This is a genomic window from Ruminococcus albus AD2013 (assembly GCF_000526775.1).
GTDB classification, from domain to species: domain Bacteria; phylum Bacillota; class Clostridia; order Oscillospirales; family Ruminococcaceae; genus Hominimerdicola; species Hominimerdicola alba_A.
Window position 1 is genome coordinate 1849250 of record NZ_JAGS01000001.1, and the last position, 25383, is coordinate 1874632.

At 46.0% G+C, this 25383-nt stretch carries 20 protein-coding genes and 1 tRNA gene; 5 read left to right on the forward strand and 16 right to left on the reverse strand.

Annotated features, from left to right (window positions below; translation table 11 throughout):
* Nucleotides 1-225: 225 nt before the first annotated feature.
* The 11 genes from N773_RS0108125 to N773_RS0108175 all read right to left on the reverse strand — a co-directional run bounded on the left by N773_RS0108125 (nucleotide 226) and on the right by N773_RS0108175 (nucleotide 14647).
* Nucleotides 226-298: transfer RNA gene (locus N773_RS0108125), tRNA-Thr, on the reverse strand.
* Nucleotides 299-388: 90 nt separating this feature from the next.
* Nucleotides 389-1369: a dockerin type I repeat-containing protein gene (locus tag N773_RS0108130; protein ID WP_024857327.1), complete on the reverse strand. Its 981-nt coding sequence runs from the start codon at nucleotides 1367-1369 to the stop codon at nucleotides 389-391.
* Between the two features lie 170 nt (nucleotides 1370-1539).
* Nucleotides 1540-2199 carry an epoxyqueuosine reductase QueH gene (locus N773_RS0108135; protein ID WP_024857328.1) on the reverse strand — a complete coding sequence of 220 codons (660 nt, stop codon included), beginning with the start codon at nucleotides 2197-2199 and terminating at the stop codon, nucleotides 1540-1542.
* Between the two features lie 247 nt (nucleotides 2200-2446).
* On the reverse strand, nucleotides 2447-2920 hold the full coding sequence (locus tag N773_RS0108140; RefSeq protein ID WP_024857329.1) for a glutathione peroxidase: 474 nt from the start codon (nucleotides 2918-2920) through the stop codon (nucleotides 2447-2449).
* 408 nt (nucleotides 2921-3328) lie between these two features.
* Nucleotides 3329-4057, reverse strand: a complete 729-nt coding sequence (locus N773_RS0108145; RefSeq protein WP_024857330.1) for an amino acid ABC transporter ATP-binding protein — start codon at nucleotides 4055-4057, stop codon at nucleotides 3329-3331.
* A complete protein-coding gene (locus N773_RS0108150; RefSeq protein ID WP_024857331.1) occupies nucleotides 4044-4733 on the reverse strand; it encodes an amino acid ABC transporter permease in 690 nt (229 codons plus the stop codon). The genes N773_RS0108145 and N773_RS0108150 overlap by 14 nt, the downstream gene beginning before the upstream one ends.
* 65 nt (nucleotides 4734-4798) lie before the next feature.
* The gene (locus N773_RS0108155) at nucleotides 4799-5599 is read right to left on the reverse strand and encodes a transporter substrate-binding domain-containing protein (RefSeq protein WP_242840366.1); all 801 of its coding nucleotides are present in this window, start codon (nucleotides 5597-5599) and stop codon (nucleotides 4799-4801) included.
* Between the two features lie 141 nt (nucleotides 5600-5740).
* Nucleotides 5741-6223, reverse strand: coding sequence for a signal peptidase I (lepB, locus tag N773_RS0108160; protein WP_024857333.1), 483 nt, complete (start codon nucleotides 6221-6223; stop codon nucleotides 5741-5743).
* The gene (locus N773_RS0108165) at nucleotides 6210-11957 is read right to left on the reverse strand and encodes a DUF3320 domain-containing protein (RefSeq protein ID WP_024857334.1); all 5748 of its coding nucleotides are present in this window, start codon (nucleotides 11955-11957) and stop codon (nucleotides 6210-6212) included. Before N773_RS0108165 ends, lepB begins: the two co-directional genes overlap by 14 nt.
* Nucleotides 11958-12090: 133 nt before the next feature.
* The gene (locus N773_RS0108170) at nucleotides 12091-13599 is read right to left on the reverse strand and encodes a sensor domain-containing diguanylate cyclase (RefSeq protein ID WP_024857335.1); all 1509 of its coding nucleotides are present in this window, start codon (nucleotides 13597-13599) and stop codon (nucleotides 12091-12093) included.
* A gap of 1 nt (nucleotide 13600) precedes the next feature.
* Entirely contained in the window at nucleotides 13601-14647 is a 1047-nt protein-coding gene (locus N773_RS0108175) for an ABC transporter substrate-binding protein (protein ID WP_024857336.1), read from the reverse strand.
* Between the two features lie 319 nt (nucleotides 14648-14966).
* Here N773_RS0108175 and N773_RS0108180 point away from each other — a divergent pair, with 319 nt between their 5' ends.
* From N773_RS0108180 to N773_RS0108190, 3 genes are read left to right on the forward strand one after another with little or no spacing between them, the layout of a single operon-like run.
* Nucleotides 14967-16364, forward strand: a complete 1398-nt coding sequence (locus N773_RS0108180) for a TrkH family potassium uptake protein (RefSeq protein WP_024857337.1) — start codon at nucleotides 14967-14969, stop codon at nucleotides 16362-16364.
* Between the two features lie 17 nt (nucleotides 16365-16381).
* A complete protein-coding gene (locus N773_RS0108185) occupies nucleotides 16382-16927 on the forward strand; it encodes a hypothetical protein (protein WP_024857338.1) in 546 nt (181 codons plus the stop codon).
* Between the two features lie 35 nt (nucleotides 16928-16962).
* Nucleotides 16963-17607: a potassium channel family protein gene (locus N773_RS0108190; protein WP_024857339.1), complete on the forward strand. Its 645-nt coding sequence runs from the start codon at nucleotides 16963-16965 to the stop codon at nucleotides 17605-17607.
* A 95-nt stretch (nucleotides 17608-17702) separates the two neighbouring features.
* Here N773_RS0108190 and ilvB read toward each other — a convergent pair whose 3' ends face one another.
* The 4 genes from ilvB to ymfI all read right to left on the reverse strand — a co-directional run bounded on the left by ilvB (nucleotide 17703) and on the right by ymfI (nucleotide 23369).
* Complete coding sequence (ilvB, locus tag N773_RS0108195; RefSeq protein ID WP_024857340.1) at nucleotides 17703-19400, reverse strand: biosynthetic-type acetolactate synthase large subunit; 1698 nt, start codon at nucleotides 19398-19400, stop codon at nucleotides 17703-17705.
* A gap of 104 nt (nucleotides 19401-19504) precedes the next feature.
* Nucleotides 19505-20623 (reverse strand): ISAs1 family transposase, encoded by a 1119-nt coding sequence (locus N773_RS21825; RefSeq protein ID WP_024856640.1) that lies wholly within the window; start codon nucleotides 20621-20623, stop codon nucleotides 19505-19507.
* A 157-nt stretch (nucleotides 20624-20780) separates the two neighbouring features.
* The gene (locus tag N773_RS0108205) at nucleotides 20781-22361 is read right to left on the reverse strand and encodes an LCP family protein (RefSeq protein WP_024857341.1); all 1581 of its coding nucleotides are present in this window, start codon (nucleotides 22359-22361) and stop codon (nucleotides 20781-20783) included.
* Nucleotides 22362-22628: 267 nt separating this feature from the next.
* Complete coding sequence (gene ymfI / locus N773_RS0108210; protein ID WP_024857342.1) at nucleotides 22629-23369, reverse strand: elongation factor P 5-aminopentanone reductase; 741 nt, start codon at nucleotides 23367-23369, stop codon at nucleotides 22629-22631.
* Nucleotides 23370-23634: 265 nt separating this feature from the next.
* On the opposite strand from ymfI, the gene N773_RS22565 reads away from it, so the two are divergent.
* Nucleotides 23635-23802 carry a hypothetical protein gene (locus N773_RS22565; RefSeq protein ID WP_196231613.1) on the forward strand — a complete coding sequence of 56 codons (168 nt, stop codon included), beginning with the start codon at nucleotides 23635-23637 and terminating at the stop codon, nucleotides 23800-23802.
* A gap of 484 nt (nucleotides 23803-24286) precedes the next feature.
* Here N773_RS22565 and N773_RS22220 read toward each other — a convergent pair whose 3' ends face one another.
* Nucleotides 24287-24454 carry a hypothetical protein gene (locus tag N773_RS22220; RefSeq protein WP_155250869.1) on the reverse strand — a complete coding sequence of 56 codons (168 nt, stop codon included), beginning with the start codon at nucleotides 24452-24454 and terminating at the stop codon, nucleotides 24287-24289.
* Nucleotides 24455-24826: 372 nt separating this feature from the next.
* Between N773_RS22220 and N773_RS0108225 the strand changes: the two genes are divergently transcribed.
* Nucleotides 24827-25372: a hypothetical protein gene (locus N773_RS0108225; protein ID WP_024857344.1), complete on the forward strand. Its 546-nt coding sequence runs from the start codon at nucleotides 24827-24829 to the stop codon at nucleotides 25370-25372.
* The last annotated feature ends 11 nt before the right edge of the window (nucleotides 25373-25383 follow it).

Here is a 25383-nt window from a genome sequence, read left to right on the forward strand (position 1 = left end):
AAGACAGTCCAGACTTGATCAAAGTCATCATAAATTAATTTAATATGCGTTTCTCCTTTACAAATTCAACCGTCGTAAGCTGGGAAACAGTGCGTATTTAAGGCTTTTGGCTGCTTTGGTGCAGTGATCTTACTTGTGGTGTGTTAAGGGGATAACCATATTTTTTATTATTCAAATATTCAGGCAAAACAAAAACCGATATCCAATGGATATCGGTCATAAAAGAGCTGCTACCCAGATTCGAACTGGGGACCTCATCCTTACCAAGGATGTGCTCTACCACCTGAGCCATAGCAGCTAACAGTCGGTCGTTTTGATCACTCTCGTCAACCGACTTATATATTATACACCATAAATCTTGATTTGTCAAGACCTTTTTTCAATTTTTTTATTTTATTTTTTTGAGTCCCTTTACAGCAGCCGCGATCTTAGTAATATCGGATATATTCACCTTATCATCATGAGAGACATCCGCTACATTGAACTGATAATCATCACTGAACATCCTGAGCTTCTTTACATAAGCCGCAACAAGAGAGAGATCTGTAACGTTTATCTTGCCATCGCCGTTGACATCACCGTAGACCCTGAGATCAATATCCTTGAGTTCCTCTGGCATATCCTTGCCTGCGGGAACGTTTCTGACTGTCCTTGTGACATAACCTGACTTGCTTATGGTAACATCATAGAAACCACGCTCAACATCGGCATAGAATTCACTTCCGCTGACTGTGCAGCTGATCTCATCGTCATGTGAAGATCTGCCATCATCTTTGTTCCTGTTCAGGCTCACACTGCAGCCATTAATGGGCTGAGGTTTGGAAGACTTTTTCTTTTCTATAATATTTCCGCCTATCCTGCGGGTGCCACCGCTGTAACCATCGGTACTGAAAGTAAAAGTAACCTCGATCTTTTCATTAACAGTTACAGATGAAGCATCAAAAGGCGGATCGTTCTTGGTCTCACCAAAGCTGTTGAAAAGCTCGATACGGAAATCATTATTATCCGTGCCGTCATCTGCACCATATATGATGGAATCAGCTTTAAAATCCAAGGGCTTGCCGTCAACAACAATACTATCGACCTTGACTGCGCCTATATCAAAATAGCTGTCTTCAAGGTCAATAACAAACAAGCTTATGCCCTTGATGGTTGTATAATCGCCCTTGCCGTCCTTTGGGGTAGTGAATGTAATGGTGTTCTGACCTTCGGATACCGAAGTTTCATCCCACGACTGCAGACTGAGATCTGAACTTACAAGCGCTGTGCGAACATTATACTCTGTCTTTTTTTCAGCAGATACCCATACCGCTGTATTTGCACCAACAGCCAGGGCTGTCAGGAATGATGCTATGCTTTTCTTTTTCATGTTAGTCCTCCGAATTTTTACACTTTTTCTCTTTTACCAAAAAAGGATGGGTTTTGTTGTACCTCTACATTTTACTACATCTGCGGTACTTTGTCAACCTTATTCCTGAAATCGGAAGAAATTACATATACTATAACCGGAGGATCAAATAGTAAAAACACCCGATGAACTCAATGTTCATCAGGCGTTACGTTTTTTCTCGATTCCTCACGCTCTCGCTTTGAAAACACACAACCGCAGTAATCCTGTCGATAAAGTCCATATATTTCCGAAAGCTCAACAGAACGTTTGTAGCCGTTCTTTTTCTTGAAATCAGCAGGCAGAGCCGCTGTCGGATATATCTGCGCAAGTTCCTCGGATATCTCATTGAGCTTGGCAGCGTTTTTATACGGCGAGATCGAGAGAGTGGTAGTAAAATAATCCGCACCCAGTTCTTCTGCAAGCTGTGCAGTACGTTCAAGGCGCAGACGATAGCAGGCAAAGCAGCGCTCGCCGCCCTCGGGGATATTTTCAAGTCCCTTTACCGCATCGTAAAACTCTTTCGGGTCATAACCGCGCTCAACGAGGGTCACAGGATTCTTCACAGGAAGTTCTGTGATAAGGCGTTCAAGCTCCTTAACCCTGTGGTCGTATTCCTCAGGCGGGTATATATTCGGGTTATAGTAAAACACTGTAATGCTGAAATACTGCGAAAGATATTCAAGCACATAGGATGAACACGGCGCACAACAGCTGTGCAACAGCAGCTTAGGCGGTGGTGAAGCAGGATCAAGCCCGCGGATAATATCGTCAAGCTTACGCTGATAATTGATCTTAACCTTCTGTTCCATGTACTTACCTCGCTGCTAAAAGATTTTATGTATAGATTATATCACCCCTGCACCGCTGTGTCAAGCGGTATACATAGCACAAAATGCCATCCGCAGCTGTTGATCTTTGCACAGCAGACTTCACAGTCCGAGCAGCATTCACCGAAATCATCGTATGAACGCACACGACTCAGGATCGTGGGGAATACAACGAATCATATCCCGTGTGAAACGCTCCATGACCCGAGCCGTATAGGTATAGATCTTATCAGAGTACTTCCAGCAGTTTCTTCTCAAGCTTTTCGGGAGTTGTTGCAGAAGCAAAACGCTCCACTACCTCACCCTCACGGTTAACGAGGAACTTTGTGAAATTCCACTTGATATTGTTGCCCAGCACACCTCCGCGTTTGGATTTCAGTGCGGTGTACAGCGGCGATTCGTTCTCACCGTTAACATCGATCTTGGCAAACTGTCTGAAAGTCACGCCGAAATGCGCCGAGCAGAAAGCAATTATCTCTTCCTCGGATTCGGGGGCTTCATTCGCAAACTGGTTGCATGGGAAATCAAGGATCTCAAACCCCTTGTCCTTGTGCTTTTCATACAGCTTTTCCAGTCCCTCATACTGCGGAGTAAATCCGCAGCGCGTTGCGGTGTTGACTACCAGAAGCACTTTACCCTTGTACTCTGACATTGAAACATTGTTACCCTTTGCGTCTTTCACTGTAATATCATATATGCCCATAACAAAACCTCCGTTCTGCGAGTAATTGTTATATTCCTGTTGCTATAATTATATCTGACAAAGGCAAAACAGTCAAGTAACTATTGATACTTAATTGTGAATTTTCTCTAAATAATATCGTGATTAACTTAGCAGTAAAGTCAAAATGTCCTAAGTAAACGTTACCATTTGTTCAATGTTGATAAAAGTGCGTATCTAGGCGTTTTCTTCATCCATTAGGCGATATGTTAAATTATTTGAGCAAAATTTCATTAAGAAAAAGGTTAAAATTTTAATATATATCACTGCATAATTCGGTCATATTTACCTTCTTATTTACAAATTTTGCTTCATTTTCAATTAGCCATTCTGACGAAAAAAAGCAGCCACATCTCTGTGACTGCTTTCAATATCATTATGTCATATATATCAGACGAGCACCCTGGAAAGAAATTCTTTGAGTCTGGGATTCTGGGGGTTTTCAAAGAATTCCTTTGGTGTATTCCGCTCCATTACATAGCCGTCAGCCATGAACAGCACGCGGGATGCAACTTCCTTAGCAAAGCCCATCTCGTGAGTTACCACGACCATGGTCATACCTGCATCTGCAAGCTGTTTCATTAGTTCAAGCACCTCACCCACCATTTCGGGGTCAAGTGCCGATGTCGGTTCATCAAAAAGCATGACTTCGGGATTCATAGCCAGCGCCCTTGCTATGGCTATACGCTGTTTCTGTCCGCCTGAAAGTCTTGTAGGATATTCGTCAGCCTTATCCGGCAGACCTACTCTTTTCAGAAGCTCCTCAGCCTTGGCATTAGCTTCGTCTTTTGTCATAAGACCCAGCTTTACGGGAGCAAAAGTGATATTCTTTCTGATGCTCATATGCGGAAACAGATTGAAATGCTGGAACACCATGCCCATACGCTGTCTGACATGGTCTATCTCCTTTTCTTTAAGCTTTGTGATATCCTTTCCCTCGAAAAGTATCTCGCCTGCGGTGGGCTTTTCCATAAGGTTAAGGCATCGCAGAAACGTCGATTTACCGGAACCCGAAGGTCCGATGATAACCACTTTCTCGCCCTTTTCGATGTGTTCGTCGATACCCTTGAGGACCTCTATCTCACCAAAACTTTTTTTAAGACCCTTAACGTCTATCATTTGAAGACAGCCTCCTCTCAAGTTTGCCCACAAGGAATGTCAGGAACATTACCAGCACCAGATATACCACCGCTACCGCGATCAGGGGCAGGAACGGTGAATATGTCTGTGCACGGATCTCATCGCCGCCTTTTGTAAGGTCATAGATACCTATATAACCTGCAACAGATGTTTCTTTCAGCAGTACTATGCACTCGTTGGCAAGTGCGGGAAGAACTGTCTTTAGTGCCTGTGGCATGATGATACTGGTCATAGTCTGCCTGTAATTCAGACCAAGGCTTCTGCCTGCTTCCATCTGACCATTGTCGATGCTCATTATACCGCCGCGGACTATCTCAGCCACATAGGCACCCGAGTTTATACCGAATGCGATTATCGCCACCAGCGTTTTTGAAATGTTCACGCTGGCAAATACAACAAAGTATATTATGAGCAGCTGAACCATCATAGGCGTACCGCGTATTACCGTGAGATATAATCTGCATAAGGCATCCGCGATTTTCATCTTGCCTGTTTTAAGATATGTACACCTTATTATAGCTACGATAAATCCGAGCAGCAGACCCAACAGCACGGCTGCGCCTGTTATCTCCAGTGTGACCACCAGACCGTCAGTAAGATACTTCCAGCGATCACCTTCTATAAAGTTCTGCCTGAAGCTTTGTACAAAGTCCATTTTTTCCTCCAAATTTCAAGGGCTGTCCCCGATCGACGGGACAGCCCGCTGTATTTATCTACGGATCACTTTCTTACCATTACTACAAGATGAGTAGTTGTGTAAGAGTCGCTGAACAGAACGTTCTGCTGTCTGTCCTCGGTAACTGTCATACCTGCAACGCCAACATCAGCCTTGCCCGACTTGACTGCGGGTATAATGGAATTGAAAATCATATTTTCTATCTCAAGCTCATAACCCAGCTTCTGGCAGACAGCGGTCATCATATCAACGTCAAAACCAACGATATCCGAGCCTTCCTTATACTCATAAGGCGGGAACTCGGCATTAGTTGCCATTACCAGTTTGCCCTTGCTTGTATCGGCATTCGCATCGGGAGTGAATTTATTCTCTCCTGCGGATTCGCCGTCGTAATAATTCTTGATAGCATCAAGCGTGCCATCTTTTTTAAGTTCATCGAGAGCGGTATTTATCTCAGCCTGAAGAGCGGTATTATCCAGATTCATCGCAATAGCGTACTCCTCATCGGCAAAGCCCTCGTCCAGAAGCTCGATATCATCGTTTTTGTTTATAAATGCCGAAGCCGTATCGCTGTCGATTATGACTGCATCCACCTTGCCCTGTTTGAGCGATTGTACAGCATCTGCATACTTGTTATATTTTTCCACCTTAGCATCATCGATATCACTTGCCAGAGTATCACCTGTTGTACCCTGCTGCACACCTATCGTCTTGCCGTTAAGATCATCGATGGAATGAACTGTATTCTCGGGAACTTTACCGCCGCAGGCTGTCATCACAGCTGCTGAAATAACTACTGCTGCCATTGTCGCAAATGCTTTTTTCATAAGAACATATCCTTTCATTATTTCTTTTCTTATTCTTACATTTGGAATAATTTACCCTCGTGGATATTATAGCATATATACAAGTGATATTCAACCATTTAGAAGAAGTTTAATAATTTTGAAATCATTTTTTGCTTTTTGTCAAATATTTGCATATATTCATAAGCTATGAAAGCCCGAGGGTGTAATAGCTGCGACGGCTATTCCGATAACAGAGCGTCTGTGCAGATATCCCACCTTATATGAGCGGCTGTCAACGGAATCGGCTCTGTTATCGCCCATAACGAATATACAGCCCTTTGGAACAGTCAGCGACAGCGGAACATCGGGTGTGAGTTTTCCACAGAGATACGGTTCATCGAGTTTCACACCGTTCAGCCGAACTTCACCTGTGTTTTCAATGCGGATATCATCTCCCTGCATGGCTATTATACGCTTGACCATTACAAAATCTCCGCGGCGGATAAGGGCTATTTTCCGTCTTTCAGGACGTTTGCACCTTACGCACACCACCAGGTCGCCATGATGCAAAGTCGGTGTCATACTGTTTCCCGCGACCATGTACACTTTCAGCGCAGCCTTTGCAGCTGCTGTCAGCGTCACGACAATGCCTGCCGACAACAGTGCCTTATTCTTCCACATATGTCACCTTTCCGTCCTCGGCGAAAACTATCCTGCCACGCTGTTTTGCTGACCTTATTCCCAGTGAAACAGCAACTTCAAGAGTGGGAGTCACTCTCGTGAATCCGAACAGATGCGCCGTTTCGCGCATAAGGTCTTCACGCTGCATGGCTATCTGCCTTGAAAGTATGAGTATCAGACCGTTTCCCAGTTCCTCGGGAGGGATATCCTTGATATCTCTGCGGACTTCGGACGCACACTTAGCACGGCACAGCTCATAGCTTTCAGGTGACTGATCATCGCGCCAGATGAATTCTGTCTCGCCCGACCTTACAGACTTGCCGCGGGATTTCTCCAACGCTATATCGAATGTGCCTTTTACAAGATTGCTCTGTCTTGCTACGCCCCAGGCAGTCATGACCCTCTTTTGCAGAACTTCCCTGCTGATAGGTGCTTCAGCATCGAGGATAGTGTTTATGCAATCAGCTATTTTATTTGTAGCCAGTTCGTTGAATTCCTCGGACTTGCCCTGAACAGGCGGTATGAAAGGTACATACTCCTCGCACTCATCAGCCAGTGCAGATTGTTCCTCTCGTTCAAAAACAAGAGGTTCAGCCTTTTTAGGCGGTTCTTCCTCAACAGGCGCGGGAGCGTTCTTAGCTTCTATCGCTTCATTTATCGCGGTTATCACAGCCGCTATGCACTTGTTTTTATCGGTGAGCCAGTCGAGAATATAAACGTTCATGACATTCCAGCCAAGACCTTTCAGCACCGAAGGCTGCGAAACCGTGCGGTCGTAGGCTGTGCCATTTTCGTAGTATTTTCTTCCGCAGCAGTTAATGCCGAGGATATAGCTGTTCTCGTCATCCGGGTCTGCAACTGCTACATCGACCTTATAGTCCGAACAGCCAACACTGCACTTGACCTTGAAACCGCGCTGTTCAAGTTCGGCAGCCACCAGTTTTTCAAAGCCCGTGCCAAGACTTCCGCTGCCCGCACGTACAGGAAGTGCAGACCTGCCCTTTGCGGCAAACTCAAGGAAGCCTTTCAGACCGTCAACACCCTCGGAACGTGTACGTGAAAGATCGATCATCTCTGGACGAATAACAGAGTATACCACCATTTTCTCCCTTGCACGGGAAATCGCAACGTTAAGTCTGCGCCAGCCGCCGTCTCGGTTCAGAGGACCGAAGTTCATGCTGACCTTGCCCTCCTTATCAGGGCCGTAGCCGATGGAAAACAGTATTACATCACGCTCATCACCCTGTACATTTTCAAGGTTCTTGATGAGTATAGGTTCGTACATGGAATCTGCCAGCTGTTCAAGCTGAGGTTCTGCACGGAAAGCATCCGCCAGGACATCTTCAACCAGACTCTGCTGAGGCAGGCTGAAAGTTACAACACCTATGGAATGTTTTATAAGCTGAGGGTCACGCAGACGTCTGCATATCTCGGCAACGACAGCTTCCGCTTCGGCGCGGTTGGTCTTTGTGCTGCCCTTGTCATAGAAGCCTTCAACGTTCACCCAGCTTACCTCACTGACCTGATCGTCAGGCGAGGGGAAAGTATACAGCTTGTTTTCATAGTATTTTGAATTGCTGTACGCAATAAGGCTCTCGTGGCGTGAACGGTAGTGCCACAGCAGATGTTTCTGAGGCATGGAGAGTGCAAGACAGTCATCCAGCACGCTTTCAAGGTCTTCCTTATCATAATTTTCCTCGTCCACCTGATTGGAGGAGAAAAAACTTGTGGGCGGCATCTGCTTGGGGTCACCCACGACTATCACATTCTCGCCGCGTGCGATAGCACCAACCGCCTCGCAGGTGGGCAGCTGAGAAGCCTCATCGAATATGACAAGGTCGAACTTAGGATAAGACGGGTCGATATACTGTGCCACAGATATTGGCGACATCAGCATTACAGGGCATATCCTGCGCAGAAGATTAGGTATGCTGTCAAAGAGTTTGCGTATGCTCATCATGCGCCCGCCGCTCTTGATAGCACGCTGGAGTATACCCAGTTCACTGCTTTTAGCACCTTCGCCGGGCGCAGGAACTTTCGCTGAAAGCTCTGCCGCTAACTGCTGTATAGTCAGCTTTTTGAAACTCTCATGGGCATCATTAAGGCGGCGCACAGTGTCCTCAAAGAGCGTGCCGGTAAATCCCGACAGAGCCTTGCTGTTTCTGACAGTAAGGCTAACTTCAGCTTTTGCTACTGCGCAGTCAAAAGCGGGAACAAGCTCACTGCTGTCCATTTTTCCGTCCAGATATGCTTCGGCTATATTTGCGGCCCCTGCCTTATCCAGCTTTTCACAGAAACTCATGAGCACCGACCAGTCTTTCAGGCGGGGCATTTCTGTCGTAAGCGCAGAGATACGTCCACGGGCATCGTTTACCGTGCCCTGTGTCAGAAGATTTGTGTCTGTCTTGTAAGTGCTTTCAAGCTCGTTCAGCACTTTTGACAGATTTTCACCATTATATTCAGGCATACTGCTATCGCCCAGTTCAGCGGCAACAGATGTTTTCTGTGCGGCATCGAGGGGAGCAGCACTAAGCTTTTCGCGTAAAGCTACGGATTTTTTGAGAGAATCTGCCAGTGTATCATACTGCGAGCCTTCGCCCTGCCAGAGTGCGCCAAAAATCTCCTGCGCCGCAGCCTGCGAGTTATCGAGCTCGGTTTTCAGCTGTGAAGTCCTCACAAGCTTGGTGTAGTGTTCTGTTATATTTTCCTTGGTGACAGCACCCGTATTCTTAGCGTGGGCGGCAAGTTCCTTTACCAGCTTTTTACTGCCAAAATGCTTGGGTATAAACCACTTTGCCTGAACGGTCTTCCATTCGGTCTGGGCTTTTGCCGCATCGTAGCCGAATACGGTGTCTTCAAAATCCTTAACTATATCGGCTTTACAGCTTTGCAGTTCTTTAAGCGAAGCCATAGTCTTATTTATCGTGGGCGCCAACATATCCCAGCGGTTACCATTAAGCACCGCAGAAAGCACGAAGCCTTTCTCGCTTTTCACAGCAGAACAAATATCCGCAAGGCTCATCAGCTGTGCCAAAGTTGGTTCGTCTATGCCCGCAATGGCTGAAATACCGCTCTGTTCCAGTTTTGCAAGCTCATCGCTAAGTTCATCTAGCTTAGTGCGATACTCGTCGCCAGTAGTAAGTCCGCACTCGGTAAGGCGGCAGAATTTCAGAGGAGTATCCCCTATCTTGCCAAACTGTCTGCCGAGATTGGCAAGACTTTCTGACAGTTCTTTCCATACGGTATAGGTATCGGGTGTCATGGCATTTATCTGTTCATCACTGAAAGCAAGCTTGCCGTCGAAAGCACGGTTCTGCTCATATCTTACAGCCGCATCGTACATGGATATGCCGAAGTTGCGCGGCTTGTGTATCTCGTCCATAACACCGTTCAGCTCAGCACGCAGGGCTTTCAGCTTATCCGCCTGTGCCTGATAATCGGCGGGCTTTTTTATCTTGCCTACATTTAGAGTTTCATTCAGCTGGTCGAGAACGGCACGCTTCTGCGCTTTGTTTGAATGAAGCTCGATACAGAATGGTCCCAGACCTATCTTTGCAAGACGCTTTTCAACGACCGACAGAGCCGCCATCTTTTCTGCGACGAAAAGCACTGAACGTCCGTGATACAGGGCGTTGGCTATCATATTGGTAATGGTCTGGGATTTGCCCGTTCCGGGAGGTCCGTGCAGAACGAAGCTCTGTCCCTGACCCGATGCTACTACTGCCGCAAGCTGAGAAGAATCCGCCGCCACAGGCACAGCAAGGTCTGCTGGTGCGATATCGTCCAGATCATTAGGCGACACCGTGATATCGCTTCCCTCCCACTCGGTCTTGCCAGAGATAAGGCTTGCAACCACCTTATTCTGCGCCAGTTCGTCAGCACGGTTTCGGATATCGTTCCACATTATGAACCTGTTGAAGCTGAACTGTCCGATGAATGCATACTCGTCGATATCCCACCTGTTGCGGGACATCACGCCTTTGCGAACAGTGCTTAATATCAGGGGGATATCGACGCCGCTCTCATCCTCGGGAACAGGATCCAGCCCCTTGATATCTATACCAAAGGACTGTCTCAGCATTTCCAGCAGAGTGATATTCACCTGTGTATCTTCATCGCGTACACGTATCGAGAAACTCTTGTCCTGTACCTTTTTAATAATATCGATGGGTACCAGCACCAGAGGGGCATAACGCGGGCGCTCGCTCTTGTCCGTTTCGTACCAGCGCAGAAATCCCAGCGCCAGATATATGGTATTTACGCCGTTTTCCTCAATGCTGACCTTCGCCATGCGGTGTATCTTCTTCATGGTCTTTTCAAGTTCGGCTTCGGTAAGGAAAGTTCGCAGACGCTTTGAGCGGAATTCTCCTGCAGCTATCTCGGATATCTTCTCGCGCTGAGTTTCCGTCTCATATATCTTGCTTTCCGCCATCTCCATTTTAAAATCAGCAGGTACGGGCATTATCTTGAATGTCTCATCGGCGGCTATCTCATCCTCAAGTGAAGCTATGCTGTCCACCATCAGCTGAACATTCGATGAAGTCGGGCGGAAATTAAGCAGGCTGTTGCGCAGGCTGAGATCGAGAAGCTTTCTTTCCCAGACCATCTGCTTTGTGACCTCCCTTGGCTGTCCGTTAGCCGCCGTGTCAAAAGCTATTTCTCCCGCCGAGCCGTGGACTCTTTCGGGCAGACCATAGTCCTCTGCCCTGCACACGCCGTTTTCGTCAAATATCCTCGAAGGCAGGGGCTTTATGCCGCCGGCGCGGGTTCTCTCGATATCGACAGCGAAACAGAAATCTGCCGCCTTTGCCAGTGTATCCGCCGCGTGTACAGCCGATGTATCTGCATCAATATTATTTCCTGTACAAATATCGGTACACTCAATAAGTGATATCTCATCTACACCGCTTGCCATACGCTTTGTAAGGGCGGTCATATCGTATTGCAGGCTATCGGGGAAAGTGTCCTCCTCCAGCCAGCAGCCCGCCATAGCATCGGTCGAAGTCATTACAAGCAGGCTGTTCAGACCTGCGGCTTCAAGGCATGAACAGAACAGCACAGCGAGGTCAAGACAGGTACCGCTTTTCTGTGCCAGCACGTTTTCGGGCAGTGCGACCTTATTTGATCTATCAAAACCCGCAGACGCAGTACAGGTGATATTCTCCTGAACAAGCGCGGTATATATGGCATTTATCTGCTGTTTGACGATACCGGGATTACAGCTCTGATATCCTGTAAATCCGCTTTCTCCGCTCATCTGAGCAAGGATAGCACTTGCCTTTGAGAGCACCTCTTTCACCGCAGGATGATTCGGTGTTATGAACGCCGCAGCCATCTCGGGCATGAAGTTCACACCCGTCCAGGTATCGTAAGCGAGAAGCTCAAGCTGCTTCACCTCTCTGCCGAGTATCTCTTCACCCTCATCGGTACGGGTAACGGCTTCAATGCGAACATACCCCTCGGTATTTTCATTAAGCGCCAGAAACAGTTCGGGACGCACAACTGCCTCTATCGGAGATATCTCAGCAGGAACATTGGGTTCAAGGTCTATGGCAGATGATTCATAATCCTGCGCAAAATCGGGTTCAAACGCAAGTCTGAGGAATACGTTTTTTAACGTTCTGTCCGAAGTATTTGTCATAACTATACTGCGGAAAACAGGCACAGAACTGCGCTGCATCGCGTAATTTATGTGCGCAGTCATTGCTGCGCTGAAAGTAACTAGCTTTTCCATAAAGCTCTCCTTTCAAGGATACAATTTGTTTATACTTAGTTAAGATTATACCACTATTCTAAAGATATGTCAACGATTAAAAACCAATAAAAAGGCACTTATGTCGATATCCAACAAAAGTGCCTGTATCTCTTTACTTTTCTTCCGAGCTTTTCTTACCGTCATACCAGCCGTAGTCATCTCTGCCAAGGTTCTTTACCCTGTAAAGAGCTCGGTCTGCACAGGCTTTTAGCTTTACAAAATCCCTTGCATCATGGGGACACAGCGCACCGCCGCAGCTGCAGCTGATGCTGTAATCATCGCCTTCCTTGCGTGTGATGGGCTTGATGTCATGCACCCTGCGTTTAAGGTCGCTGACCTTTGATTCTATCTTCAGCTTGTCAGCATTCTTGATAAACACAAGGAATTCATCACCGCCGTAACGGGAGATAAGACCAATATCCCCGAACAGTTCTTTCAGAAGTGCCGCAAATTCCACCAGCACCTTATCGCCCGCGTCATGACCGTAGCGGTCGTTTACCAGTTTGAAGTAATCCACATCGATGAACAGAACGGCACAATCGGGCTTCAGCGTATTCTGGAAATAATTGTGCGCCGCAACATCCAGCGCTCTTCTGTTCATAACATCAGTGAGAGGGTCGTGTATCGAAAGATTTTTAAGTATCTCTCTGTCAGCAGCATCACGCCTGTGGGTCAGAACAAACAATACAGTCGTCGAAAACAGCAGTGTCAATATATATAGTATTACTACGCCCCTGAATTTTTCCATCGTCGAAGACATGGCACTGCTGGGTATCCTTACCACAACGTTCCAGCCGTGCATGAAATTGATATCTGCATACACCTGCGAATATCTGATGCTGCCTATCCTGTATACCACACCCGCCGAACGCTCGCCGTTTTTCATAGACTGCATCCACTCGCTGTACTTTCCCACATCTCTCTTGTCGATATTCCGCTCGAATATCAGCATAGCGTTCGCCCAGCTTCCGCTGCCATGCTCATCTCCGCCGGAACACTGTATAACATTGTTCGACTCGGTATCCATGAGCCATATCTCAGTTTCGTCTGCAAGTGTCTCGGTCGAAGCCATATTCTGTATCTCTTTAAGCGGATATGTAAGAAATAGCCAGCCTTTTTTACCGGCGCCGTATTTCATATCAGCAAAAAGAGTTATTACAGGCTCTCCGGTAAGTCCCGAACGATAAGGGGAAGATATTGAAACAGGGGCAGCCTGATGTGCAGTATCAATAAGGTGCCACTTTTCAAATTCAGCAAGCTGCTGATCGGAAGCATATACTTTTCCGCTGTCATCGATAAGTCCCATACTCACATAGCCATCGCCCTCAAGATCAGCAAATTCATCATAAAGCGCCTGAAGATCTCTGTGCTTCTGCGCGGTGAGCATAGCAGACATATTCTGTGCTGAGGTCGTCATATATTTAATTGAATTGTTCATCTTTTCTGCGACAAGATCGCAGATCTTACCTGTGAGCTTTTTATCATGCTCCTTCATCAGTACATTGATCGAGGTTATCATCACTGCCAGCCCTATCAGACATATGACGAAATACACGATCATCATCCTGATAAACGAACCGCTTCGATTAAGCTCACCTGTCTCGGTGATCGTTTTATTCATATTATCCTCTGTTATGATCCAGTGTTTCGCGAACATCGGGAGAGTTGCGATTATTTGAATTTACAACTGTTATCCCCGTATCGACAAATTTCTGCTCCATTTTTTCGCCATCTATCAGGTCAAGAGCAGTCTTTACACCATCGTAAGACATATTGAACTGTCTCTGCAGCACCGATGATGCCGTATATTCATCCGAATTTATCAGTGAGGCTATCTCGGACGAATAATCAAAACCCACAACGACAATATCAGTCCGCTCTTTTTTCTTTATGGTAGCCGCCAGAGAAGTCGTTGACACGTTATCACTGCCGAACACACCTTTGATATCCGGATAATTGTTCAGCAGATCTTCTGTACACTGACAGCCTCTGTCCACATCGCCCTCATTGAACTTGATATCCGATATCACCGTCCAGTTATCAGGGGCATTGTTTGACCAATACTGCAAAAAGCCTGCAAGACGTTCATTTATCGTCTGGGTCGCAGTCGCACACACCTGAACGCCTACCTGCACAGTCTCATTATCGGTGTACCCTTTTTTGTGAAGCTGATCAAGCATCTCGGCAGAAGCAAGCTGCCCTGCCATCAGGTTATCCGTCATAAAACATACATCGTAGCTGTCGGTGATGGCAATGGTATCCACCAACACCAGCTTTATACCCTTTGAGTAGACATTTTCAATATCAGCCGAAAGCTTGACAGAATCATTGGGTGCCAGCAGTACAGCATCAGCACCCGCTTCAGCAGCCTCGTTCATAAGTCTGCTTTGCGATTCCCAGTCGCTCTCGATATAACTGCCGCTGTAATACACATTGCAGTCAAAATCCTCTCCGCCCGCCTTAGCACCATCGACTACCACATCCCAGTAATCGCTGTTAAGTGTCTTTATAATAAGGTATATATTTTTTCTGCCCTCTTTTATCTCCGTCAGCGGCGAAAAAGGAGGCGCAGCTTCAAACTCGGTGACAGTATCAGACTCTTTCTGTTCACAACCTGCCAGGCAGAACAGCATCGCCGTGCATATCGCTGCTGATATGAACTTTTTCAAAGACTGTCACCTCCCGCCATTCAGCCGATCATAGGCTATCATTAATTACTAATTAATATTATATCACACTTTTCCAAGATATACAATAGTTTTTTTCAACTAAATTAATATATTTTCTTTTTAAAGTTTAAAAATATCAGCATAATCCCCTTCTTCACACTTTAGTATAGTTCATCAGCAACAGCAGCCATTTGTATTGTTAATAAATTATTCATCACGTGTAATATTTTATCAACAAAAATATGATAAACTATATTAGCTATGTAGACACGGTTTTATAAAACAAACTGCTTATCTGTTTTAATAAGGAATAGATCAAATGATGAAATTAAAACTGAATGAAGGGGAACACCCTCATCTTCCCCATATATTTGAACACCATATACTGCGCAAAATGTCATTCACGCAGTCGCTGATGTTCGGCTATTCTATAGTTATTCTTGTAGGTGCGCTGCTCCTTTGTCTGCCGATAAGCACTACGGAGAGAGTGCACACACCGCTTAATCATTGCGTTTTCACAACTACATCGGCGCTGAGCGGAACAGGTCTGACGCTTCACGACACTTATTCATACTGGTCGCTTTTCGGACAGATAGTCATACTTATTATCATACAGATAGGCGGTATCGGCTTTATGAGCATCGGACTCTTTGCGCTCAGCTTTATGGGCAAAAAGATCGGTCTGAAACAGCGTGCGACCATGAGAGAATCCATAGGCAGTGTATCTTCGGGCGGCGTTGTCAAGATGACCCGTTTTATACTCAAAGGTACTGCCCTGTTTGAATCTCTGGGAACTGCTGCACTGTGTTTCTGGTTCGTGCCGCGGCTGGGCTGGGCAAAGGGCATTTATTTCTCCCTTTTCCACTCTATATCCGCATTCTGCACGGCAGGACTCGACCTTATGGGCTACTTTGAACCGGGCAGTTCGCTGATAACGGCTAATGACAGCGTTATCCTGAATATCCCGATCATCATACTGCTGGTCGTTGGCGGCATCGGATTTTTTACATGGTCTGATATCGTCACCCACAAGCACCATATCAAAAAATACTCCGCCCAGACCAAGATCATACTCGTGGTCACAGTGTTGTTCTATCTGTTCGGTATGCTGGATATGGCACTGCTTGAATGGCACAATGACGCTACTATGGGCGACCTGGGATACGGCGGAAAGGTGATAGCTTCATCTATGCTGGTGACATCGGGGCGTGATGCAGGATTTGCTTCAGTGACAGTTGCCAATCTTCGACAGACTTCCATCATGCTGCTTATATGCTTCATGTTCGTCGGAGGTTCCCCCGGGTCTACTGCCTGCGGTATCAAGGTAACTACCTTTGCAGTAATGATGATGACTATAACCACAGTATTCAGAAAAAAGAAGAGCGTTGAATTCTTCGGCAGACGAGTTGACGATACCACTGTGCGCAATGCAAGCTGTATAACCACACTTTATCTGGTACTGGTAGCAGTTTCAGCCATGATTATAACAGGCGTTGACGGTCTTGAACTAACGCCCGTTGTATTTGAACTTGTGAGTGCCATAAGTTCCACAGGACTTTCAATGGGAATAACTACTTCCCTCTCCGATATCAGCATATTCATCGTAATAATGATAATGTTCTTCGGACGCGTCGGAGGTATAACCTTTATAGTATCCCTGCATAACAACTATGCATCGAACAAGAGTCAGCTGCCCGAGGAGAAGATAATGCTGTAAAGAAGGGTGACAGATATATGGAAAAAAATAAGAAACCTCATATCCTTTCAAAAAAAGTTCTGACGGTCATTATGATTATCTTTGTCATTTTTGCATTATACTCATGTGAGTATATAGGCAAAAAGTATACCGTTGAGGATATTGAGAACTTGACAGGTACTGCTATAGAAAAACGTAATGGAAAGATTCTCAATGTGCCATATACCGAATGTTATTCGCCAACAGAAACTGATGACAACAATTATCAGCAACTGGAATATATGCTGTTCGAGACACCCGGAACTGCTCGCAGAACATTTATAAAATTGAAAAAATATCATAAACCTTTATCGGATAATCGATTAGACTTTTTTTGTGGTACTTGTTTAGTGTGTGATGCAAGTTTACATAGTTTCTACCTGTTGAGAGGCAATATGCTGGTAAGAAAAGATCTGTACCATTCAATGTGGAATCGTCCAGGGATCGGCAGTCTAGATAAAGAGAAAGAGGAACAAGAAGAGAAACAAAGAGAAAAAAAATTTGATGAACTGAAAGACTGGGTGCTCAACGAAGCTGAGTTTTGACAGATAAAGTAAAGATATGAAAAAGGAGTAAAAATATGGCAAGATCGTTTCTTATAGTAGGTATGGGACGTTTCGGAAAGCACATGGCAAAGTCGCTGACAGCGATGGACAATGAGGTGCTTGCAATAGACATCAACGAGGATAGGGTCAATTCCGTCCTCAAATATGTCACCGATGCACGCATCGGTGACGCTACCGATGCTCAGTTTCTTAAAGAGCTGGGCGTAAATAACTTTGATGTGTGTATATGTGCCATTGGCGATAATTTCCAGGCTTCCCTGGAAACTACCTGCCTTATGCACGAACTAGGAGCGAATTACGTTTTCGCCAGAGCAAACCGCGATATCCACAAAAAATTCCTGCTGCGCAACGGTGCTGACGAAGTAATATACGCCGAAAAAGAAACTGCCGAGAGATTTGCAGTTCGTTTTGGTTCTGAGGGCGTTTTCGACTACTTCAACCTCAACGACAAGTATGCTATCTACGAGATAAGCGTTCCCGAAAGCTGGATAGGCAAGAACCTGCTGGAGAGCAATGTCCGCCAGAAACACCACATAAACGTACTTGCAGTAAAGCAGGACAACGATTTCAAGATGGCTACCATCGACCATCGCTTTACAGAAGACGAAAGACTCCTCGTTATGGGCACGATGGAAAACATACGCAAGATGAGAAAATAATTGATTATCATTAACAATTGCGAGAGTTTTGAACTCTCGCTTTTTTGATATGCAAAAAGCCCGCGAGCATCGCTCACGGGCTGTAATTATTCTATTTAGCTTTCAAGATCTATCTCCATGATAGGCTGGCTAACATCTGCGCCTGCGGGTACCATGGGAAGAACGTTAACATCCTTATTGATAACTACATCAACGAGAACAGGTTTGCCTGCTGCTGCGTATTCAAGGGCTTTTTTCAGCTGAGGAACTATCTCGTCCTTCTTGGTTATACGAACGCCCTCAATGCCGAAAGCATCTGCAAGCTTCATGAAATCTGTTCCGCGCTCGATATTTGTCTGGCTGAAACGCTTGCCGTAGAAAAGTCTCTGCCACTGACGAACCATACCGAGAACGTCATTCTCGAATACCAGTTCTATCAGAGGTATCTTGTGCTTTGCAAGGCTGGAAAGCTCGTTGCAGTTCATGAAGAAGCTGCCGTCACCTGCGATATTTACAACTGTTCTGTCGGGATTGCCGATCTTACAGCCGATAGCCGCGCCGAGACCATAACCCATAGTACCAAGTCCGCCGCTGGAAGCAAAGCTTCTTGCGCACTTGAAATCGTAGTACTGTGCAGCCCACATCTGGTGCTGACCAACTTCGGTGGAGATTATAGCCTTACCGTCGGTAAGATCGTCCAGTGCTGAGATAACCTGATCGGGGAGAACTTCATCATCGCTCTCGATAGGAACCATATGCAGAGCATACTTTTTCTTCCAGCCCATAACCTCATTGAACCACTCGGGGTGAGACATATCGGGCAGAAGTTCATTCAATCTTGCGATAGCCTTCTTGACATCGCCTGTAACGTGGTGGTATACCTCGATGTTCTTGCCTATCTCGGCAGGGTCTATCTCAATGTGGATTATATGTGCATTTTTAGCGAAAGTATTGGGATTGCAGAGAACTCGATCAGAGAAACGTGAACCCAGAACGATCATGAGGTCACAGCCGCTGACTGCCTTGGCAGCCGCCTTTGTTCCGTGCATACCCAGCATACCGATGTAATTTTCGGAGGTATTGTCATAAGCACACTGACCCATCAGCGACAGAGCAACAGGAGCATTGCACTTTCTTACAAACTCCTTCATTTCATCGACTGCATCAGCGGATACAACACCGCCGCCTGCGTAGATAAAGGGTCTTTCGCACTTCTTTATGAGTTCGGCAGCCTCAGCTATCTCAGCCTCGAAAGTATCGGGATCCTTATACTCGGACTTCAGAGGTTCTTTCTTCTCATACTCTATCATAGCCGCAGTTATATCCTTGGGGATATCTATAAGTACGGGACCCTTTCTGCCTTCGTTGGCAATGCGGAAAGCTTCTCTGATGGTATCGGAGAGCTTTTCGGGGTCTTTCACGATGAAGTTATGCTTGGTGATAGGCATTGTGATACCGCAGATATCCACTTCCTGGAAAGAGTCAAGACCCAGCAGATTTCTGGTAACATTACCTGTGATAGCTACCATGGGCACTGAATCCATATAGGCAGTAGCGATACCTGTAACAAGGTTAGTCGCACCGGGACCGGAAGTTGCCAGAACAACACCTGTTTTGCCTGTGGTACGGGAATATCCGTCCGCCGCATGGCAGGCTGCCTGTTCGTGGGCTGTTATGATGTGTCTTATCCTGTCGGAATTCTTATAGAGTGCGTCATAGATATTCAGCACTGCACCGCCCGGGTAACCGAAAATAGTGTCAACACCCTGTTCTACAAGGCATTCAACGATAACGTCAGAACCGTTAAGCTGCATGATGGATCTCTCCTTTTATGATCTCAAAAAATATCGTAATTAATTATTTATTATACTATATTTATACGCTATTGTCAAGGGGGCGGCATTCATACACACGGAAATCAATTTTCAAAAATCACCCTCGAAATCATCAGCGGCTCCATAAGACATTCAAACATAAGTTTGGATATGGCGGCTTTAGAATTGTTCCGATTTTTAAAGTTCTTGATTAAATTTATCGCAGCTTTTCTGAACATATTCAGGCATTGCTGAACGTCTTTGTTTTCGACTCTGCACCAATCTTCTTCAAAATGAACATCAAGCAGCCAGTGCATTGACTCAACTGACCATTCCATTCTTGCATGATGAAGGAGCTGTTCCGCTGTCATTTCGCGGCTTGAAAGGTAATAGTGCCATTCGCTCGAAGTGCCTTTTTTCGTTGCAAATTCAGTATGAATGGCTCCTATGCACTTCAGATTTTTCCACTCTTTTTTCTGTTCCAGCCAGTTGATATCTGTTGTTACATACGCTGTCCTTGTTTCAACTCTGCCACGGTTTTTCTCCGTTCTTGAAACTGTTTGCATAGTGTCTCTGAGAGAACTGTCCTGCACATAATCCTCGATATCTTTCTTCAAATTTGGGTGATTATCCTTAACGCAAAGCAGATAATCTGCCTTTTGTTTTACGATAATCTCAGCAGTTTCTTTCTGACAGTTCAGTGCATCCGCAACAACTATATTACCCTTTATTTTCAGTTCTTTCAGAAGCTCCTGCACCGCAGGTATCTCGTTGCTTTTATCGTCCGTGCTGCGTTGTGCCAGGGTCAATCCAAGTTCGCATACCTGTGCGCTGATGATGTGCAGAGGACTTTCGATCTTACTCATTTTAAGTGTCGAACAAACAGTTTTCCCGTCAAGAGAGATCGTCATACTTTTGGACTTTTCGGGCATAAATGAATAGACCCAATCCGCAAAACAGCGGTTGAGCGATTCGGGCTTGACATATTTCAGCAGGCTCAATATCCAATAATAGCAAGGGACATGATCGATTCCGAATTTCTCCTTTAAGAATTCGCTTACTCTGTCATTTGTCGCCCATTGATGAATCTGATGAATGTTTCTAAGTCCACAGATACTTCCAAGAATTGCTATTGTAATGATATCGGGGATACTGCAAAAATAGCCGTCATATTCCTCATATAATTCAATATCTTCAAAATACTCGGTTATTCCATTATTCATGCCTATATTATATCATTTTCCAGGTGCTCTGTCCAGTAATTTGTACAATCTGAAATATAAATGTAACTTTTGAAACCTGATTTTTTGAAAATTGATTTCCGTGATTCATACAAAAAGCACTCCCGCTGTATGTCAGCAGAAGTGCTTTGCATCTTTTTTATCCGCCGTATATCTCTCTTCTGAGAAGATCACGGCAGGCTTCTATATCTACATCGAGTGTTGACTGGTCGCCGTGCATACCGAAGCTGTAATTTCCTTCGTCAGGTATACGCAGTGTCTTCATCTCGTAATTCACCGAGAATATAGCCTTATAAGCCGAAAGCATCATCTCGGCGCGGCTCATATTCGTTGAAAGGTTCGAGCATACCGCCTTTGCAAAACGGTTGATCGTCAGCGGGTCGGATGCCTTTACCTTTTTGATTATCCTGCTTATTACCTCACGCTGTCTTTCAGTGCGCTGGAAATCAGCATTGCCGACATATCTCAGTCTTGCATAAGCAAGGGTCTGGTTGCCGTTCAACAGAAGTTTTCCGCCGTGGTCGAGGGTATCGGTATCCTCGGGCTGTTTAAGATAGTGGTTCTGTTCGCCCAGAGGGTCTTCCAGACCGGCGGCTTCATCATCGGTGATATCTATCTCAAGTCCGCCGATGGAGTCAACTATGTCGATAAATGCAAAGAAATCCACATAAACATAATCATCGACCGAGATATCGAAATTATACTCTATGGTATCCATCAGCAGTTCGGCACCGCCATAGACATACGCCGCGTTCAGTTTATCCCATACGTCGATATCCTCGCCGTTTGTTCTTCTGCCCCGTATCTCAACATACATATCACGCATGAAAGATGTCATGGTGATGGTCTTTTTATCCTTGTTTACCGACATCAGTATCATACTGTCAGTTCTGCCGTTTTCTTTTTCACTTCGGGTATCCGAACCTATCAGCAGGATATTCGTAACGCTTTTGCTGTTCATCGAACCGCCTGTGAAAGTACGGTCTCCGCGGCCCCTGCGGTTCACAAGGGTGATGTAGTAGTAAAGCAGTGCGTTCAAGCCGATGAATATAACAAGAAGCAGTATTATCAGCGTCCTGAAAAATTTGCCTACGGGGTTGCTTTTCTCGTGGGCGGGTACTTTGCCGCCGTTTCGTGACCCGAAACGCAGTTCTTCGGAAGCGCGTGGCTTCGCACGATTTTCCGACTTTTTCTTAGTCGGCTGACCGCTGTTTCTGCGGGGTGCGGGACGTTCTTCTCTTCTTTCCCTTGACCTGTCAGCACCTGTCCTTTCACTGTCTGCGCCGCGGGCAGGTCTTTTCCGCTGACCCTCACTGCCGCCGCGTGATGGACGTCTTTCTCTCATATCATCATCGGGATAATTCTGCCGCGGACTTTCAGCACCGTACTGCGGCTGTACCTGCGGACGGGGATACTGTCCGCCGTTATCCTCTCTGCGCTGACGTGAAGCACCTGCGCGTGAGGGCTGTCTGTTTCCACCGCCTGTACGCGCCTGTGCATACTGTCTGTTCATATATTCTTCGCCATATGGCTGACCGCCCATCTGCGGGGGTGTGCCGTATCGCTGATATTCCGAGGCGAAAACATCATCAGCACTGCCCATGCTGAGATCTATTTCGCCGCCCGTATCCCCTGCGATCCGAGAAATTTCTTCCAGCTGTCGCTGATACTCTTCCTCATAGGGGTCTGCGGGACGTCGGAACTTTTCATCTCTGTCCATAATCGCTCTCCTGACATTTTACACGTAAACGAGATATGTTCTGCATTCCCCTGAGAATTCAGGGATACCAGAACAAATATCGCTTTATATAACTATTTTCACGAATATCACTATTATATAGTATAACCCTGCGTTTGTCAAACCGCCGAGGGCTTTTTTCATTACTATTTCACCGAATTTTTACTTTTCTTTCTCACAGAAGGGCATAAAAACAGCGCTGTCCTGCTTTTTACGACAGAACAGCGCTCAATGTACTTATATATTACTTTACAGCCAGCCGCCGTCTACACGTATCACCTGACCCGTTATGTACGAGGAAGACTCTTCCGCCAGAAACATAACAGCATTTGCAATATCATCGGGTGTGCCCATACGTCCCATAGGTATCTCATCGATGACAGCATTCAGGTCATCATCAGAAAGGGTGCTGTTCATCTTAGTATCGATAAGACCGCAGCTTACACAGTTGACACGCACTCCCCCGGGGGCGCACTCCTTTGCCAGTGCCTTTGTGAAACCGATCAGCCCCGCCTTAGCCGCAGAGTAAGCCACCTCGCAGGAAGCACCGCTTTCTCCCCACACCGAGGATATGTTAACAATACTTCCCGAATGTCTGCGTATCATCTGCGGCAGAACAGCTTTTGTCAGGCGCATATGCCCGAACAAATTCGTATTCATCAGTTCGTAAAGCCGCTCATCGGTAAGGTCGGTGAACAAACCGATATCCGCTATGCCTGCGTTATTTACAAGCAGTTCGCACTCGCCGAAGCTTTTTTCAACCTCACTCAGGAACTCCGCTGTGCTGTCCGCATCTGCTATATCGTAATGAAAAGCCTCCGCTGTAAATCCTGCGCCTCTCAGTTCAGCCGCAAGGGATCCAGCCGCTTCCTTACCTTTATTATATGCTATCGCCGTGAGATAGCCCGCCTGCGCCAGCTTTCTGCTGACAGCACTGCCTATCCCGCCCGAACCGCCCGTTACTATGGCGGCTTTTTTTATCCTGCCCATGATATCCTGTCCTTTCGGTGTGATTATGCTTGGAAATACCAAACGAAGTCAAATGTATTATACCACGGAAACGGATTTAATGCAAGTACGTATAAAAGAATGCCAAGGAAACAAAGCGCGCGATCAAGCCTCGCGCCAGCAGGCTTGCGGAGAGCTCGAGAGGCAGAGCCTCTCGGTCAAGGAACAAAAGCGACGTGGCAACATAAAAGGCAATAGCGCATAAAACTTCCCGTCCTGTAAAAAAGCGGGCGGTCACAAAAATCCGATGGAACACAAAACATTCGCTCTGCACTTTCTTGCGGGACGCACAGACCGCCCGCGCCCGAAATCGGACAGCGAAGCGAATCCGATTTCTCGACCCGAACGGAGAGAGGGGCGACCTGATACCGCAGTACCTATGATAAGAACGAAATATCCCAAGTACTTCAATTAAATCCGTGTCTGCATTTAATAGACGTACTGCGGTTTTCTCGCCCCTCTCTCCGTTCGGGTCGAGCCGTCAAAAACGCTGTCGCTGTTTGACGGCAGGCGCAGCAATAAATATACGCCAATAGAAAGAGCGCGGACGATTGATTGTCCACGCTCTTTAATTTTGTTATTGCTGCGCCTTTGTGGTCGGAAGATAGTCTGCTATTGTTTTGATAGTTGCCACGTCGCTTTTGCGCCTTGACCGAGAGGCTCTGCCTCTCGTGCTCTCCGCAAGCCTTTCGCGAAAGGCTTGACCCAAAGCTCCTCTCCTTGGCACTCTATCCTCATTTTCTTGTTATTTTACCCAACTTCACGCCTCAGACCCTGTGTAAACAAATGATTTATATTTTAACTCGGACATATTTCTGCAAGAGTTGTACAAAAACGTACAACTTTTCGCATAAAATCACTGATAGTGAAAGCACCTGTTTCATCCACTGGTATCACACCTATCCCAAAATATCTTCCCCCGAACCCCTTTGTTCTTCCTCAATCTGATCTTCAAAGTCTGCTTCACCAAGCTCTTCCCCCACCGAAAACCGCTTGCCAAGCGGCATATACACACGCGTACCGTCAACAGGGTCAACGGGCAGAGGTCTTTTTTCCTTATCGTTCATTGCAAATTCTCCTCTCGTTTCTATATAACATGGCTATCCCTTTAACACACCACCACAAAGTGACATATATCAATGAAATATCCTGCTGATATTATCCTTTTCCCCCGCCTGCGGCGATGAAAAAGATAACCGCCAAGTATTTCAAGATACGATATAACACCAATTATTATGGTGTATCAGCGGGATAACCTTAATATACAATAGTATATCCTGATGATCCCTGATTATTCTCGAACCGCATCATGTACAGTTTTTTGTACTTCAATCAAAAGCTTTCAAAAAAGCCCTTGTATTGAAAAAGCATTTATGCTATAATTAAAAACATAACATTCGTAAGATCAAAACATCACATTCTTGCAAGGAGTGACTTATATGAAATACAATAGAAAAAACGCCCTTGTATACGGTCTGCTGAAAGGGCTTCAAGCCGAATTTTTCGGGATATTCGTAATGCTGTTTTTCTGGGCGATATCTAAGGCTATGGGCATTCTCGCAAACATTATGTTCGGCTTCACGGGGATAATGTGCGTGGTCTGCATACTCGCCGACTATGGCATGAAAGAAGGTTCAAAAGCCGCCAATGCCGATACTCTACACGGAGACAATGTCGGCAGAAATTTCGGAGCAAAAACAGGGCTTATCGCTATGCTGCCCTTTGCGATGACAGCTGTGATACTTGCCGTATCCAAATTCAGCGGCGCATTTGATTTTCTTGCTGTATTCAAGATAGCAAACGCCTGCCTTTTCCCGATACTGGATATTTTTGCACATTCCGCTGACATAAAGGATATGAGCCCCGCAGTTTTCCTGCTGATACTACCATATCTGGCACTTTTCCCGCTTTCGGCTTATATCGGCTTCAAATGGGGTTACGATAAGTTAGACCTCAGGGACAAGCTGGTATACAAAAACAAGTAGGCTGATTTTTC